Source organism: Mesorhizobium sp. M0518 (assembly GCF_040321125.1).
In the GTDB taxonomy this organism is placed as follows: domain Bacteria; phylum Pseudomonadota; class Alphaproteobacteria; order Rhizobiales; family Rhizobiaceae; genus Mesorhizobium.
The window spans coordinates 170587-186711 of the sequence record NZ_JAMYQY010000006.1; the positions used below are offsets into that span (position 1 = coordinate 170587).

Here is a 16125-nt window from a genome sequence, read left to right on the forward strand (position 1 = left end):
TCATCCTTTGACGGCGCCAGCCATGAGACCGCGCACGAAGTAGCGGCCGGCGAGCACATAGACGAGAAGGGTGGGCAGTGCCGCGATCATCGCGGCGGCCATGTTGACGTTGTATTCGACGACGCCGGTCGACGTGTTGACGACGTTGTTGAGCGCCACCGTCATCGGCATCGCGTCGCCGGTGCCGGCGTAAGCCGAGGCGAACAGGAAGTCGTTCCAGATGTTGGTGAACTGGTAGATCACCGTGACGACGAAGATCGGCATTGAATTCGGCAGCATGATGCGGCGAAAGATCTGGAAGAACGAGGCGCCGTCGACCTGTGCCGCCTTGACCAGTTCGGTCGGGAACGCCTCATAGTAGTTGCGGAAGAACAGCGTGGTGAAGCCGATGCCGTAGACGACGTGGACGAAGACGAGGTTGACCGTCGGGTTGCCGAGGCCAAAGCTGGTTCCCGTTGCATTCTGCAGCGTGACGCCGAAGCGGCCGAGACTGCCGAGGATGGTCGCCATCGGCAGCAGCACCGACTGGAACGGGATGAAGCAGGCGAACAGCATCAGCCCGAACACCAGCGTTGCCCCGCGAAAACGCCACTTGGTCAGCACGTAGCCGTTGAGCGCGCCGAGCATCGTCGAGATCAGGACGGCCGGGACCACCATCTTGATGGAGTTCCAGAAATAGCCCTTGATGCCGGCGCAGGTGAGGCCGACGCAGGTCTCGCCCCAAGCCTTCAGCCACGGATCGAAGGTCGGCGCCCTGGGCAGCGCCAGCATGTTGCCGTTCTGGATCTCGTCCATGGTCTTGAACGAGGTCACCAGCATTACGAACAGCGGCATCAGATAAAATAGCGCAAACAGCGCCAGCAGCCCGTAGATGACGATGCGGTTGATAACCTTGACGTTGACGCCGCCGGAAGCCTGGCGGGCGGGAGTGGTGACGGCGCTCATCGCGGCTTCTCCCGCAGTTCCGAATAGAGATAGGGCACGATGATGGCGACGATGGTCATCAGCATGATCACCGCGCTGGCCGAGCCGACAGCCATTTCGTTGCGCTTGAACGTGTACTCATACATGAAGTTGGACGGCAGCCAGGCCGATCCACCGGGCCCGCCGCTGGTCAGCGCCACGACCAGATCGTAGGACTTGATGGCGAGGTGCGCGAGCACGATGAAGGCCGACAGGAAGATCGGCCGCAGCAGCGGGATGACGATGCGGCGATAGAGCTGGAAGGTGGTGGCGCCGTCGATCTGCGCCGCCTTCATGATCTCGCCGTCGATGCCGCGCAGGCCGGCCAGGAACATCGCCATGATGAAGCCGGAGGCCTGCCAGACGCCGGCAATGACCACCGTGTAGATGACGAAATCCTTGTTCTTGATCCAGTCGAAATGGAAGCTCGTCCAGCCCCATTGATGCAAGGTCTGCTCGAGGCCGAGGCCGGGATCGAGGAACCATTTCCAGGCGACGCCGGTGACGATGAAGGACAGCGCCATCGGGTAGAGATAGATCGGCCTCAGCACGCCTTCGCCGCGGATCTTCTGGTCGAGCAGGATGGCCAGGAACAGGCCGAGCGCCAGGCAGATGAAGATGTAGAGAAAGCCGAAGATGCCCATATTGGTGATCGACGTGTACCAGCTCGAGGGCGGGTCGGTGTCGAAGGTCCAGCCCCACAGTCGCTGATAGGCGCGCGAGCCGGTGATGACATAGGATGGGAAGGTCTTGGAATTGGTGAAGGACAAATAGATCGTCCACAGGATGAAGCCGTAGACGAAGACGATGGTGATGGCAAAGCTGGGCGCCAGCACGATCTTCGGCAATGCGTCCTGCAGGCGTGAGCGCACCGAGGCGCGTGGCCACGCATGCTCCGGCGTCAGCTTGATCTGGCTTGTCGCTACCGTGCTCATGGGGCTCCTCCCGTCGACTCGCGGCCAACCAGCTTCGCGGATATAAGTTCGCGGATCTGGGCCTTCCCCGCCGGAGCGGGGAAGGCGTTTTTGGCGCGTGGCGCTTACTTGGCGTCGTCGATCGCCTTGACCAGCTCGGTCACGGCTTCGTCCGAGGTCTTGATCTGACCATGGACGAATTTGGAGACGACATCCTTATAGGCATTGGCGACCGCCGGGGGCGCGCCATAGCCCTGGGCGAGCGAGCCGAACAGCGTGCCGCCTTCGTTAGCTGCCTTCAGGTCGGCGATGCCCTTCTTGCCGCACGCGTCGAAGTCGGTGTCCGGAACGTCGGTACGGGCCGGAACCGAACCCTTGACGACGTTGAAGGCCGACTGGAAGCTCTTCGACAGGGTGGCGGTGGCCAGCGCGACCTGGGCGGCCTTGCGGTCGTCCGGAACATTGAACATGCCGAACATGTCGGAGTTGTAGATCACCGAGCCGTCGGTGCCCGGGAAGCGATAGCACAGGAAGTCGGTGCCCGGCGTTTTCTTGGCGGCGTTGAACTCGCCCTTGGCCCAGTCGCCCATGACCTGCACAAGAGCATCGCCCTTGATGACCATGGCGGTGGCAAGGTTCCAGTCGCGGCCCGAGAAGTTCGGGTCGACATACGTGACGAGCTTGGCGAGGTTATCGAACGACTTCTTCATCGTGTCGGACTTCAGGGACTCGTCATCGAGGTCATTGAAGGCCTTCTTGTAGAACTCGGGTCCGCCGGTCGACAGCACGACGGAGTCAAACATGGTGGCTTCCTGCCAGTTCTGGCCGCCGAGAGCGAGCGGGATCACCCCTGCCGCCTTGGCCTTGTCGAGCAGGGCAACGAAGTCGTCGAAGGTCTTCGGCTCGGTGCCGCCGATCTTGTCCAGGACGGCCTTGTTGATCCACAGCCAGTTGACCGAGTGAACGTTGACCGGAGCCGCGACCCACTTGCCGTCATAGACCGAAAACTTCTGCAGGGCTGCCGGAACGGACTTGTCCCAGCCTTCCTTCTTCGCCGTTTCGGTCAGGTCGCCCATGACGCCGGCAGCGGCGTAGTCGAGCACGGTGTAGCCGAGCATCTGCGAGGCGGTCGGATAATTGCCGGCCGCGACCATCGCCTTAAGCGCGGTCATGGCGGCATCGCCGCCACCGCCGGCCACCGGCACGTCCTTCCAGGCATAGCCTTCCTTGGCCAGGTCGCCCTTGAGGACGTTGAGAGCAGCCGCTTCGCCGCCCGAGGTCCACCAATGCAGCATCTGGACTTCCTTGACGTCCTCGGCGTGGGCTGTGAAAGCCAAGGCCGACGCGAGAGCCGTTCCGATAAGCAGTTTGCGCAACATGTACTTCCTCCCTTGTTGCATTACACGACCGGCGGATGCCGCCGGGTTCTTCTCAACTCAGCCGACCCACCACCCGGTGCGCTGGCCGCGATGAAACTGGATTGTCTTTTCCTCGGTATAATCCTCGACGGCGCGTTTGCCGAGTTCGCGTCCGAGACCGGACTGCTTGTAGTCTCCGAAAGGCAGCTCGGGATAACCTTCCATGAACGTGTTCACCCAAACGGTTCCCGAACGCACCCCACGCGCCACCGACATGCAGGTGTCGATGCTGGCGCTCCACACGCCCGCCGCCAAACCATAAGGCGTGTCGTTGGCGATGTGCAACGCCTTTTCAATCGATTCAAATGTCAGCACCGAGAGCACCGGGCCGAACACTTCCTCGCGGGCGATGGCCATCTCCTCGGTGACGTCGCGAATGATGGTGGGATCGAGATATTGGCCGACATTGGAGGCCAATTGCTTGCCTCCGCTGTAAACCTGGCTGCCGTCGCCTTCAGCGGCAGAAACATAGCCGGCCACCTTCTTCAGATGGTCGGACGAGATCATCGCGCCGACTTTGGTTTGGTCATCGAGCGGATCGCCGACCGTAACCCTGGCGGTAAGCGCCTTGACAGCGCTGAGAAAATCGTCGGCGATCGCCTCGTGCACGATCAGCCGGCTGCCGGCATTGCAGCACTCGCCGGCATTGAAGAAGCCGCCGAACACCGCCGCATCGGCGGCCGCTTCGAGGTCGGCGTCCGGGAAGACGACCTGACCGTTCTTGCCGCCGAGCTCCATCGAGACTTTCTTCAGCGATTGCGCGGCCGAGGCCATCGTCATCTTGCCGACGCGGGTCGAGCCGGTGAACGAGACCATCTCGACCAGGGGATGGCTGACCATCGGCGCGCCGACGTCGGCACCAAAGCCGGCCAGGATGTTGACGACGCCGGGGGGTAGGCCGGCCTGCATTAGGATATCGCCGAGCACAAAGGTCGACGCCGAGGTCATTTCGCTCGGCTTGACCACCGCCGTGCAGCCGGCGGCGAGCGCGAAGGGCAGTTTCTGGCTGACGATCAGGAACGGGAAATTCCACGGCGTGATGATCGAGACGACGCCGATCGGCTCGCGCAGCACGACGCCCAGCATGGCATCGCCGAGATTGGCATAGCTTTCGCCGTGCAGCGTGCGGGCGAGCGAGGCGGCGTAGCGCCAGATGTCGACGGCGCCGCCAATCTCACCGCGCGCCTGGGCGATCGGCTTGCCGGATTCCAGTGTATCGAGCCGGGCGATCTCTTCCAGCCGGCCCTCGATCAGGTCAGCCGCCTTGAGCAGGATCGCGGCACGCTCAGCTGCCTTCATGCGCGGCCATCGACCGGTCTCGAACGCCTTGTGGGCGGCCTGCACAGCGGCTTCCACTTCGGCCGCGCCGGCCTGCGCGTAGTGCGAGACGGTGAAGCCGTGGCCGGGGCTATTTCGAGCAATCGTGCGGCCGTCGCGGGCATCGACATGCTTGCCGTCGATCAGCAGTCTGTACGCTTTCGGTGCCGCAGCCGCCTCGGCCGGCATGGCGATCTTGAGGGGGGCGTTCATCTGTTTTCCTCTAGGATCTCGAAAAGGCTGGCTTCTGCTTGGCCTTGAAGGCATCGACGCCGGCCTTGAGATCTCCGGTCAGGGCGATGAAGCCGCTGGCCAGCGCTTCGGTGGCGGCGGCACTTTCCTCGCCTTCGGCGACCGCGATCATCAGCTTGGCGGCTTCGGTCGCCAGCGGGCCGCGCTCGGCGATCTTTTCCGCCCACGCCCTTGCTTCGTCGTATGCCTTGCCAGTCGCGACCACCCGGTCGACGATGCCCAGAGCGAGTGCCTCGGGGGCGAGAAAGATCTCGCCGCCGAGCGCCATGCGGCGCACCGTCTGCGCGCCGAAGCGGCGCACGGCGCGCTGCGTGCCTGACCAGCCGGGCACGACACCGATCGAAGTTTCAGGGAAGCCCAGTTTCACTTGTGTTTCCGCCACGCGGAAGTCGCAAGCCACAGCCAACTCCAGGCCGCCGCCCAGCGCATGGCCGGACAGGACGGCGATGGTCGGCTGCCGCAGCCGCGCCAAGCGGTCGAAGACGCGGTGGCCATAGCGCACCCATTGCACCTGGAAATCGGCGGCACTCATCCGCGCCCACGCCTCGACATCGCCGCCGGCGCAGAAGCCCTTGCCTTCGCCACGGATGAGCACGACGCGCACGCCGTCGGCCGCTTCCGCTTCGTCGAGCGCTGTTTCGAGCGCGCGAAGCATGGGGATATCCAGTGCGTTGAATTTCTCCGGCCGGCGCAGCGTGACGATGCCGAGGGCGCCATCCTGTTTGAAGGTGACGAGAGGCTCAGCCATGCGCGCCTCCGAGCGAGGCGCCGCCATTCAGTGACAGGCCTATCGGTTGCTCCTGATAGAGGGCTGCCGGTGTCGTCTTGAGGTCCTTGGCAACGCCCAACGGGATTTCCGACTGCGCCAGCACATCGCGCTGTAGATCGATGCCGGGTGCGAGTTCTGTGACGACCAGGCCCTCCGGCGTGAGCCTCATCACGCAGCGCTCGGTGACATAGGTGATGTCCTGCCCCTGCGCGACCGCGCGCTTCCCCGAAAACGAGATGTGCTCGACCTCGTTGACCACCTTCTTGACCTTACCCTCCTGCTCGATGCGGATACCGCCATCGGCCAGAGACAGCTTGGCGCCGGCGTTGAAGAAGCCGGAGAAGACGATCTTCCTCGCCCGTGCGGTGATGTCGACAAAGCCGCCGGCGCCGGCGGTGACATGCGGGCGCGCCGAAAGCTTCGAGACATTGACCGAGCCATGGCGATCGATCTGCAGGAAGGACAGCAGCGAAGCGTCGAAGCCGCCGGCCTGGAAATAGACGAACTGGTGCGGCGAGGGCATGAAGGCGTCGGCGTTCGACGAACAGCCGAATTTGAAGTCGAGCAGCGGCACGCCGCCGACCGCGCCCTGTTCGATCACCCAGGTAATCTTGCCGTGCTGTCCTTCCTCGAGAAGGATGCGAGGGACATTGGCGGAAATGCCGAAGCCGATGTTGACGGCCATGCCGTCGCGCAACTCCATGGCGACGCGGCGCGCGATCACTTTCTGGACGTTCATCTCCGGCGTGCGGAAGCTCGACAGCGGCCGGAAGATTTCTCCGGAGATGGCCGGGTCATAGGGTGTCAGCGTCGTCTGCAACTGGTCGGGCGCGACGACGATATGGTCGACCAGGACGCCCGGCACGCGCACGTCATGCGGTTTCAGCGTACCGTTTTCAACGACACGCTTGACCTGCGCGATGACGATGCCGCCATTGTTGCGAGCGGCGAGCGCCTGTTCGAGGCCGCCGAGATAGGCGCCCTCATGCTCGTAGGTGAGGTTGCCGCGCTCGTCGGCTGACGTGGCGCGGATGATCGAGACCTGCGGCACGATGGAGCGGAAATAGAGCCATTCCTCGCCGTCGAACTGCTGCACCGAAACGATCGGCTCGCTGGCGGCGGCGTTCATGGCGCAGCCCTGGTGGCGCGGGTCGGCGAAGGTGTCGAGACCGACCTTGGTCAGCACGCCCGGCCGCTTGGCGGCCGCTTCGCGGTGCATGTCGAACAGGATGCCGGACGGCACGTTGTAGGCGGCGACCGAATTGTCGCCGATCATCTTCCAGATCTGCGGCGGTTCGGAAGAGGAGGGGCCGGACGGGTAGGAGCCGCACAAAGTACGCTTCAGCAGGCCGGGCTTGGCCAGATGGTCGATGCCTTTGATGCCGTACATGTCGCCGGCGGCGATCGGGTGAAGTGTGGTGATATTTTTTGGGTGGCCTTCCCCATCGAAGCGTTCGCCGATCGCGGCAAGCACCGCGTCCGGACAGCCGAGACCGCTCGACGACGACACGGATACGACCATGCCGTCCTTGATCAGGCCCGCCGCCTGCGCTGCCGAAACGACCTTGCTCAATTCATGCTCCCCGAACCGGCCGTCCTGTTTCGGGTGCGGCGATCCGGGCCACAGCTTTCCCTGACGACCAGATTGACCGCGCCGATATGGTCCTCGGCGCGTGTGGTGCGCGACTGGATCATTTTCAGCATGACATGGGCGGCGCGTTCGCCGAGGCCGGCCGAGTCCACCGCGACGCTGGTCAGCGCCGGCATGTAATGCTCGGCCTCGGCCACGTCGTCGAAACCGACGATGGCGAAATCAGTTCCCGGCTCAAGCCTACGCTTGCGCAGCGCCAGCATGGCGCCAAAGGCGACAGCGTCGTTGAAGCAGAGCGCCGCGGTCGGCGGCTCAGCCATAGCGAGAGCGGTTTCCAGGCACGCTATACCACCTCTGCGGCTGGTCTCGCCCTCGACGACAAGTGCGTCGCGGGCGGCGATGCCCTGCGTCTCGCAGGCTTCGCGAAATCCGCCAAGCCGCTCGTGATAGACCACCAGGTCGGACGAGCCGCCGAAGAAGACCAGCCGGCGATGTCCCTTGCCGATCAGATGCGCGGTGGCGAGATAGGCGCCGCGATGATTGTCGGGCGCGATCACCGGGATGCGGCTCTCGGGAAGCCGGCGCATGGCGAAGACAACCGGCAGACCCGCCGTCTCGATCCGCCTGAAGGCGCCCGGCGTCGTGCCGCGAGCCGGCGAGACGATGAGACCGGCGACGCCTTGCTCCATCAGCGACTTCAGCACTTCTTCCTGGCGCACCGGATTTTCCGCCGTGTTGGCGATGAACGGCACGATGCCGGCCGACTGAAAGACGCGTTCCATGCCGACCGCCAGTTCGGCGAAGAAAGGATTGGTCAGATCGTTGATGACCATGCCGATGACGTTGGAGTGCGCCTTGCGCAGATTGGCGGCGCCGCGGTTGTAGACGTAACCGACATCCTCGATCGCCTTGCGCACCTTGCTCGCTGTTTCGGGCCGGATCAGTCCGCTGCCCTGGAGCACGAGCGATACCGTCGATTTGGACACGCCTGCTTCGCGGGCGATGTCGAATATCGTCGCCTTGGCCCGGTTGGCCATCCAGATGCATCCTCCTCGATTGCAGGCCCAAACTATTGGAACGTTCTAATCTCCGCTCCGCTCGTAAGTCAATCGGGATTTTCCCGCGCCTCGAACGCCGATTGTGCGTACTCAAATGGCTTGCTCCACAAGGATTTGTGTTGCAATGCAGCATTCTTCCTGCCGTGGAGCCCGAATCTTAAAGGTTCTTGATTTATTGGAACGTTCCATTTAGTAGCGTTGCGAAGGGAGAGATCGATGGACATTTCCTTGCCTGGTGAGGGTGGCGGCAGCACCCGGTACACGCTGGTCGGCGAACCGGTGCAGTCTGACATCGGCGCGCGATTTTCGCGTATTGCCTATGCCGCTGCGCACGTCGTTGCCGATCCGCTCGCCATGACCGATCCGTGGTCCAGGCCGGTGGTCGACTGGGACAGGACGATGGCGTTCCGTCACCATCTGTGGCGGCTGGGATTCCGCATCGCCGAAGCGATGGACACGTCGCAGCGCGGCATGGGCTTCGACTGGGCAAGCGCGCAGGAATTGATCCGCCGTTCGATCGCCGAGGCGCGTACCGTCGATGGCGCCGATCTCGCCTCGGGTGCCGGCACCGACCATCTGGCGCCCGCCGCCGCCAGGACGCTGGACGATGTGATCGCCGCCTATGAGCAGCAATTCGCTTTCATCGAAGGCTTGGGCGGCAAGGCGATCATGATGGCCAGCCGGGCACTGGCGGCAGTGGCCAAGGGGCCGGACGACTATGTCGGCGTCTACGACCGCATCCTGTCCCAAGCATCCGGCAAGGTCATCCTGCACTGGCTGGGCGACATGTTCGATCCGGCGCTCAGGGGCTATTGGGGCAGCGAGAATTTCGAGACTGCTCTCGATACAGTTGTTGCCATCATCGAACGCCACGTTGGCAAGGTGGAGGGGATAAAAATCTCACTGCTCGATGCCGGCAAGGAGGTCGCGCTGAGAAACCGTCTGCCGGACGGCGTCGTCATGTTCACTGGCGACGATTTCAATTATCCCGAACTGATCGCCGGCGACGAGAAAAGACACTCGCACGCACTGCTCGGTATTTTCGATGCGATTGCGCCGGTCGCCAATGCAGCGCTGGCGAAACTGGCGGAGGGTGACCGCGCCGGCTATGACACATTGATGGCGCCGACCGTGCCGCTATCGCGAAAAATCTTCGAAGCGCCGACCGAGTACTACAAGGCCGGCATCGTCTTCATGGCCTGGCTGAATGGCCATCAGGACCATTTTGCGATGGTCGGCGGTATGCAGTCGGCGCGCGGCATCCGTCACTATGCCGACGTGTTCCGCCTTGCCGACCAGGCGGGATTGCTCGCTGATCCCGATCTGGCGGTAGCCAGAATGAAGAGCCTTTGCACCGTCGCGGGCATCTGAAGCGCGGAAAGGCTGACCGGTCGAAGAGGACGCGTCGCCACGCGATTGCTGCGCCTGCCCAGGTGTTTCCGCTGTCGAACGACCGCAGGGTGGTTTTCGCGTCACCAATTTTCTTGTGAACCAATTTCTCTCGAGGCGCGACCAAGCGATGTGTCCAAACATGGTCCATCAAGGAGAACGTCTGATGTTTACTGTTTCAAGAAACGTCCTTTTGGCCGCCATCGCCGTTTCGGTGCTGGCCGGCTGCAAGACAACCGCTCCCAGGGAATGCGACAAGCTGAAGCCTGGCGTCACCTACAACGGCAAATGCTGCGGTCTCGGAGAGCCTTGTCGCGAAGGCAAGGGCGGCGGCGACAGGCCGGGAAATACGCCTGATCCAGCGCCGCAATGATCTGATCGAGTGCGGCCCGTTCCGGTCAAACGCCGGGACGGGCGCGTTGCGCTCGAAAAACTCGCCAGTGTCCAGCTTCCCTTGGGCGAACGAAAATTGTCCAGCTCGGGCGAGCGGGCCAGGATGCCGATTCAAGTCTGATCGTCTGGTTGGATGGTGGGCGTGACAGGGATTGAACCTGTGACCCCTGCAATGTCAATGCAGTGCTCTCCCGCTGAGCTACACGCCCATCCGAAGCCGCGCATACACCATTTTTGATCCAGCGCGTCAATAGCAGGAAAAAGGAAAGAAGGCGTCGTCTCGCCGCAGTGGCGAAGAGGCGCGGCGCCTTGCCTAGAAAACGGCTCAGGCCGCCTGCAGCATCTTCTCGACCTCGTTGACGAGGTCACGCAGGTGGAAGGGCTTCGACAGCACCTTGGCGTCTTTCGGCGCCTTGGAATCCGGGTTCAGCGCAACGGCGGCGAAACCGGTGATGAACATGACTTTCAAATCAGGATCGATCTCGGTGGCGCGCCGCGCCAGTTCGATGCCGTCCATCTCCGGCATGACGATGTCGGTCAACAGCAGCGAGAACGGTTCCTCGCGCAGCCGCTCATAGGCGCTGGCGCCATTGTCGAAATCGCTGACCTGGTAACCGGCGCGCTCCAGCGCCTTGACGAGGAACCGACGCATATCGTCGTCGTCTTCCGCCAGAAGAATGCGTGCCATGATATCCCGTCCGAATCACCCGCCCGAGATTGCCGTTGGGCAAGCCCGTTAACCATCCTGTATATGAGGAGGTGAGGGTAAACATCAAGTGAACGCGGACGGCGATGATCCATATTTGCCAGGGCGCGTGCTGCCGCTGAAATGCTGGACACGCGGCCTGCAAGGTGACACTTTCACATCATGATGCACTGGTGTTTTCGGGTTCGCTCAAATTGAAGACGGCAGCCGAGGATTTTTCGGTCTTTCCACCCTTCGAAATCCGGTCGGGCGCCGAGCAGCGCGTCCCCTTCCTCTTCAACTCGCCGCATAGCGGCCGCTACTATCCCGAACGCTTCCTGGCCATGGCAAGGCTGGACCGCAATGCCATCCGCCGGTCGGAAGACTGTTACGTCGATGAGCTGTTCGGCGGCGCCGTGGCGCTAGGCGCGCCGTTGCTGGCAGCGAATTTTCCGCGCGCCTATCTCGACGTCAATCGCGAGCCGTGGGAACTCGATCCGCGCATGTTCGCCGAGCCAGTGCCGTCTTTCTGCAACATCCGCTCGGCGCGGGTGGCCGGCGGGCTTGGCACGGTGCCGAAGCTGGTGGGCGAGGGGCTCGACATCTATTCCGGTCGCCTGCCTCTGGCCGAAGCCGTTGCCCGCATCGAGGCCGTCTACAAGCCCTATCACGAGACACTGAAGCGGCTTTTGACCAGGACCCATGCGCGGTTCGGTTTTGCCGTGCTGATCGACTGTCATTCGATGCCGGCGAGCATCCGTGTCGGCGACAGCGGCCTGCGGCCCGACTTCATCATCGGCGACCGCTTCGGCATCTCGGCAACCGCCGCCCTGACCGAGACCGCGATCGGCCTGCTCAGCGCCATGGGCTATTCGGTTGCCCACAACAAGCCCTATGCCGGCGGCTTCATCACCGAGCATTACGGCCGCCCGGCGCGCCATCTGCATGCGCTGCAGATCGAAGTCAATCGCGGGCTCTACATGAACGAGCGGACATTCGAGAAGGCCGGCGGCTTCGATGCGCTGGCCGACGACCTGACGCGGTTCTCAGCCGACCTGATGTCGATGCCCGACCATCATTTCATCGACCTGCCGCTAGCCGCCGAGTGAGCGACCGGCCGTTGGCCGCAGAGTGAAATCGCGGCGTAAAAAAAGACCGCATCGTTTGCACGATACGGTCGAAGTCTAGGGAGGAAACGCCCAAGGAGGGCATGGACAGGAAACCCTGTCCGAGATCAAGGGTATTGTGCGCTGCACAAATGTCAAGCGACCTTGAGGCTTTTTTAATTCACTCTGATGTGGAAAGTGCGTTTCGACGACGCTTGTGTGACATCCGGGCAACAGATGCCGTCGCGGAAAAGTCGTCGAACACTCTTGTTTTGGTACGAAATTGGCGGCAGAGCACGGCTCGGACATGCTGCAGTGCGGGAGAATCAGTTGGACATCAGTGTCGGTTTCATGCGCCGCATCGCGCAGGTGGCAGCGGCGGAGACCTTGCCGCGCTTTCGCAGCCAAGGTGCGGTCGCCAACAAGGAACAGGGCAGTTTCGATCCGGTCACCGAGGCCGATCGCGAGGCCGAGCGCGCCATCCGGGCGCTGATCTCTGCTGAGTATCCCGACCATGGCATTCTTGGTGAAGAGCATGGCAGCGAGAACATTTCGAGCCGGCATGTCTGGGTGATCGACCCGATCGACGGCACGCGCGCGTTCATTTCCGGCCTGCCGGTGTGGGGCACACTGGTCGGGCTGACGATCGACGGCGACGCCGTTGCCGGCATGATGGCGCAACCCTTCACCGGCGAGCTTTTCTACGCCAACGGCTCGGGCTCCCATTATGAGGGGCCAGGCGGGCCGCGAAAACTGACGACCCGCAAGACGACGAAGTTGGACCAAGCGACGCTGTTCACCACCACGCCGGCCCTGTTCAAGGGCGAGGCGCGCAACCGTTACGATGCATTCGAAAGACAGATCCAGCTCGCCCGCTATGGCGCCGATTGCTATGCCTTCGCCATGATCGCCTCAGGAAGCGTCGACATCGTCGCCGATCCCGGATTGAAGCCCTACGACATCGTGGCGCTGATCCCGATTATCGAAAAGGCAGGCGGCGTCGTCACCACATTCGATGGCGGGCCGGCGGAACAGGGCGGCGATGTGCTCGCCGCGGCGACGCCGGAGCTTCATGCCGCCGCCATGGCCGCCTTGCGCGGCTAAACGAGCGTCCGCTGCCATTCAGGTGATGCCGACCGCTTGAAGCAGTCGTTTTACTGCCGGCGCACCCCTTGGGGAGCGGGCCAGCGACCGGCGCCTGTCAGGCTGTGGGGTCGTCGCTCCCGGGAATGAAGGCGTCGAAAGCGGCGAGCAATTGCTCGCGATAAATGTCGGCTTCCTGCAGGATTTCGTGGCGGGAGCCATCGATCATCAGCAGCGAACCGAGCCGCAGACGCCTGGCGTAGGTTTCCACGGCCCTGGTCGAGACGACCTGGTCGGCGCCGGCGGCGATTATCAGCAGGGGGACCTGAATCCCTGCCATGAAGTCGGGGTCGCTGACAGCTTCGGAGGCTTTCGCGGCTGCCCGCAGCCAGCGGATCGTCGGACCCCCAAGCGCCAGTTGCGGATGTTCTTCATAGAGCCGCGTGTTGCGTCGATAGCGTACCGGGTCAGACGTCAGCTTGTTGGTCTCGAAAGGGGCCGTCACCTTCGGCCGCGGACCCCAGGCGGCATAGAGCCGGCCGAGGCCGAGAACGCAGAACAACGAGCAGACGCGGCGAACCGTCGAGATCGAGACCGGCAGGTCGGGCAGCGTCAGGAAGGGCGCGATCAGCACCATGCGCCGGATGCGGTTCACCATCGACGGGGCGGCAAGCAGGGTGATCAAGGCACCTGCCGAATGGGCGAGGATGTAGTACGGTCCGCGGCAATCGGGCAGCACGATCTCCTCGAAGAACTGTTCGAGGTCGGCGGTGTAGTCGCGGAAGCTGCTGACGTAGCCGCGCTGGTGATCGCGGATCAGCCGGTCGGAATCGCCCTGGCCGCGCCAATCGAGGGTGGCGACGCCAAAGCCGCGATCGGCAAGGTTGCGGATGGTTTCGAAATATTTCTCGATGCACTCGTTGCGGCCGGTGAGCAGGACCACGGTGCCCTTCATCGGGCGAGCGACTGCGCCGAACAGGCCGTAGCGGATATTCTTGCGGTCACGCGTGGTGAAGAAGCCGCCGGTGGCGTTTTCCGGCCGCGGATTGCCCTCGATTTCGTGAAAAAGGGAGTTTTCGGTGAAAAGATCCGTCATTCGGCGCTTCGTGCTCGGCGTCTCGCATGCCCGCCTGCGCTGGCCGGCTCCGCTAAGGTGATAGACGCCCATGCGCCAAAAGCCAAGGAATTCCCGGTGAAGGGGAGGCTGCGCCAGGGAAGGCCGGAAGCCGCTCGAAAGCGTGCTTCCGGCCTCTGTCGATCCGGGAGGAAGGGACGTTACACCCGGTCGGCCTCGTTGCGGTGCCTGTTGTGCAATGGGCGCCGCCAGTCCTTGATCCTGTAATGGACTTTAGCGCCGGCTGCCTGAACGCGCGCCGAAGTGCCGGTTCATCTGCCGTTCATCAAGGGGCCTGCCGCCGTGGTTTTTGCCGCCAGGTGAAATCTTGAAATGCTTTCCAGCGCTCCCCAAATGTCTGGTGCGGTCGCCAATGTCGGGGCCGCTGGCCCACCCGAAACGCCGCTCAAGGGTTTCGCACCGGCCATACGCAAACCATGTTGCTCAACAGGAGAACACCTCATGCGTCACGTTGATTTTTCCCCGCTTTATCGCTCCACCGTCGGCTTCGACCGTCTGTTCACGATGCTCGATTCGCTTGCGCAGCCGGATGGCGCGCAGACCTATCCCCCCTACAACATCGAGCGCACCGGTGAGGATTCCTACCGCATCTCGATGGCGGTTGCCGGCTTCTCGGACGAGGAAATCTCGATCGAAGCCCATCGCAACGTGCTGACCGTGAAGGGTGAGCGCAAGGACGAGGGTACCGGCGAAGGCTCTGAGCTGCTCTATCGCGGCATTGCCTCGAGGGCTTTCGAACGCCGCTTCCAGCTTGCCGACCACGTCGAGGTCGTTGGCGCCTCGCTGAAGAACGGCCTGCTCTTCGTCGACCTCAAGCGCAACATCCCCGAGGAGCTGAAGCCGCGCAAGATCGCCATTACGGCGTCTTCGGCCAAGGCCAAGCAGATCGAGGCCAAGACCGCTGCCTAAAGTACAAGTCTCCTCCCGAGACGGAAGCGGGGCCGAAAAGCGCCGCGTTTTTGTTGTCGGGGATATCCGTTATCAGGCGATCAGCTGGCCAAAACGGTCGACTTCATCGGCTGTCGTCGCAAAGCTGGTGACGAAGCGGTAGAGCAACTCGTCCTCGCCGATGTGGCCGTCAAAGCCATGCGGCTTGTGCCAGTCGTAGAAGGCGGCCCCCGCGGCCTGCAGCCCCTCGGCCTCGGCTTTCTTGATCACCGCGAAAACCTCGTTCGCCTGCGGCAGCCATGCCAGCTTGGCCGTGGCCGAATCCTCGATCGCGGCGGCAAGGCGTGCGGCCATAGCGTTGGCGTGGCGGGCGGTGTCCAGCCACAGTCCATCCTTGAAATAGGCCTCGAACTGCGCCGCCACGAAGCGCGATTTCGAAAACAGCTGGGCGGCGCGCTTGCGCAGGAAGGCCAATTCCCTGGCACGATCAAGATCGAACAGCACGACCGCCTCGGCGCACCAGCAGCCGTTCTTGGTGCCGCCGAAGGAGAGGATGTCGACGCCGCGTCTCCAGGTCATTTCGGCCGGTGTCGTCTCGAGTGCGACCAACGCATTGGCAAAGCGGGCGCCATCCATGTGCAGGGGCACCGAATATTGTTTGGCGATCGCGGAGATCGTCTCGATCTCATCCAGGCCGTAGATGGTGCCGACCTCGGTCGACTGGGTGATCGAAACGGCCATCGGTCGTCCCCAATGGACGATTTCCGGTGCGAAACGGCCGATGGTCCTTTCCAGATTGTGCGGATCGATCTTGCCCAGCGCGCCATCGATCTCATGCAGGCGAGAGCCGCCGGAAAAATACACCGGCGCGCCGCATTCGTCCTCGATGACATGCGATTCGCGATGAGCAAAGGAAATGCCGCCCGGCTTGTTGTAAGCGGTGAGCGCCAGCGAATTGGCGGCCGTGCCGGTGGCCACGAAGAACACCGCGACCTCTCGTTCGAAAATCTCGCTGAAGCGCTGGTAGACTGCCCGGTCGAGCGCACCGTCGCCATAGGCGGTGGAAAAGCCGCCGGCATTGGCCGACAGGCCGGCGGCAATATTGGGATGGGCGCCTGCCCAATTGTCGGAAGCGAAGAACATGCATCTGCCTATGTCTTGGGA

General features: G+C 63.0%; 15 protein-coding genes and 1 tRNA gene. 5 read left to right on the forward strand and 11 right to left on the reverse strand.

Annotated features, from left to right (window positions below; all coding sequences use genetic code 11):
• From NKI66_RS11095 to NKI66_RS11125, 7 genes are all read right to left on the reverse strand, one after another.
• Positions 1–945 carry a carbohydrate ABC transporter permease gene (locus tag NKI66_RS11095; RefSeq protein ID WP_023810088.1) on the reverse strand — a complete coding sequence of 315 codons (945 nt, stop codon included), beginning with the start codon at positions 943–945 and terminating at the stop codon, positions 1–3.
• The gene (locus NKI66_RS11100; RefSeq protein WP_352440927.1) at positions 942–1898 is read right to left on the reverse strand and encodes a carbohydrate ABC transporter permease; all 957 of its coding nucleotides are present in this window, start codon (positions 1896–1898) and stop codon (positions 942–944) included. The genes NKI66_RS11095 and NKI66_RS11100 overlap by 4 nt, the downstream gene beginning before the upstream one ends.
• A 104-nt stretch (positions 1899–2002) precedes the next feature.
• Positions 2003–3256 (reverse strand): ABC transporter substrate-binding protein, encoded by a 1254-nt coding sequence (locus NKI66_RS11105; RefSeq protein WP_352751622.1) that lies wholly within the window; start codon positions 3254–3256, stop codon positions 2003–2005.
• Between the two features lie 57 nt (positions 3257–3313).
• Positions 3314–4825, reverse strand: a complete 1512-nt coding sequence (locus NKI66_RS11110; RefSeq protein ID WP_352751624.1) for an aldehyde dehydrogenase family protein — start codon at positions 4823–4825, stop codon at positions 3314–3316.
• Between the two features lie 10 nt (positions 4826–4835).
• A complete protein-coding gene (locus NKI66_RS11115; protein WP_128303133.1) occupies positions 4836–5612 on the reverse strand; it encodes an enoyl-CoA hydratase/isomerase family protein in 777 nt (258 codons plus the stop codon).
• Positions 5605–7206 (reverse strand): acyl CoA:acetate/3-ketoacid CoA transferase, encoded by a 1602-nt coding sequence (locus tag NKI66_RS11120; RefSeq protein ID WP_352554239.1) that lies wholly within the window; start codon positions 7204–7206, stop codon positions 5605–5607. Before NKI66_RS11120 ends, NKI66_RS11115 begins: the two co-directional genes overlap by 8 nt.
• Positions 7203–8261 (reverse strand): LacI family DNA-binding transcriptional regulator, encoded by a 1059-nt coding sequence (locus NKI66_RS11125; RefSeq protein ID WP_023810081.1) that lies wholly within the window; start codon positions 8259–8261, stop codon positions 7203–7205. The genes NKI66_RS11120 and NKI66_RS11125 overlap by 4 nt, the downstream gene beginning before the upstream one ends.
• A gap of 237 nt (positions 8262–8498) precedes the next feature.
• Here NKI66_RS11125 and NKI66_RS11130 point away from each other — a divergent pair, with 237 nt between their 5' ends.
• Positions 8499–9653 (forward strand): dihydrodipicolinate synthase family protein, encoded by a 1155-nt coding sequence (locus NKI66_RS11130; RefSeq protein ID WP_023810080.1) that lies wholly within the window; start codon positions 8499–8501, stop codon positions 9651–9653.
• Between the two features lie 184 nt (positions 9654–9837).
• Positions 9838–10044 (forward strand): hypothetical protein, encoded by a 207-nt coding sequence (locus NKI66_RS11135; RefSeq protein WP_023810079.1) that lies wholly within the window; start codon positions 9838–9840, stop codon positions 10042–10044.
• A 154-nt stretch (positions 10045–10198) separates the two neighbouring features.
• On the opposite strand, the gene NKI66_RS11140 is transcribed toward NKI66_RS11135, so the two are convergent.
• Positions 10199–10273 (reverse strand) — tRNA-Val (locus NKI66_RS11140).
• 116 nt (positions 10274–10389) lie between these two features.
• Positions 10390–10752 (reverse strand): cell cycle two-component system response regulator CpdR, encoded by a 363-nt coding sequence (gene cpdR / locus NKI66_RS11145; protein WP_006199474.1) that lies wholly within the window; start codon positions 10750–10752, stop codon positions 10390–10392.
• Positions 10753–10916: 164 nt separating this feature from the next.
• Here cpdR and NKI66_RS11150 point away from each other — a divergent pair, with 164 nt between their 5' ends.
• A complete protein-coding gene (locus NKI66_RS11150) occupies positions 10917–11858 on the forward strand; it encodes an N-formylglutamate amidohydrolase (RefSeq protein WP_023810078.1) in 942 nt (313 codons plus the stop codon).
• A 327-nt stretch (positions 11859–12185) separates the two neighbouring features.
• On the forward strand, positions 12186–12959 hold the full coding sequence (gene hisN / locus NKI66_RS11155; protein WP_023810077.1) for a histidinol-phosphatase: 774 nt from the start codon (positions 12186–12188) through the stop codon (positions 12957–12959).
• Positions 12960–13056: 97 nt separating this feature from the next.
• Here the strand turns inward: hisN and NKI66_RS11160 are convergent, their stop codons facing one another.
• Entirely contained in the window at positions 13057–14034 is a 978-nt protein-coding gene (locus tag NKI66_RS11160) for an alpha/beta fold hydrolase (RefSeq protein WP_023810076.1), read from the reverse strand.
• 480 nt (positions 14035–14514) lie between these two features.
• Here NKI66_RS11160 and NKI66_RS11165 point away from each other — a divergent pair, with 480 nt between their 5' ends.
• Positions 14515–14982 (forward strand): Hsp20 family protein, encoded by a 468-nt coding sequence (locus NKI66_RS11165; RefSeq protein ID WP_013529716.1) that lies wholly within the window; start codon positions 14515–14517, stop codon positions 14980–14982.
• Between the two features lie 72 nt (positions 14983–15054).
• On the opposite strand, the gene NKI66_RS11170 is transcribed toward NKI66_RS11165, so the two are convergent.
• Positions 15055–16104 (reverse strand): threonine aldolase family protein, encoded by a 1050-nt coding sequence (locus NKI66_RS11170; RefSeq protein ID WP_023810075.1) that lies wholly within the window; start codon positions 16102–16104, stop codon positions 15055–15057.
• Positions 16105–16125: the final 21 nt, after the last annotated feature.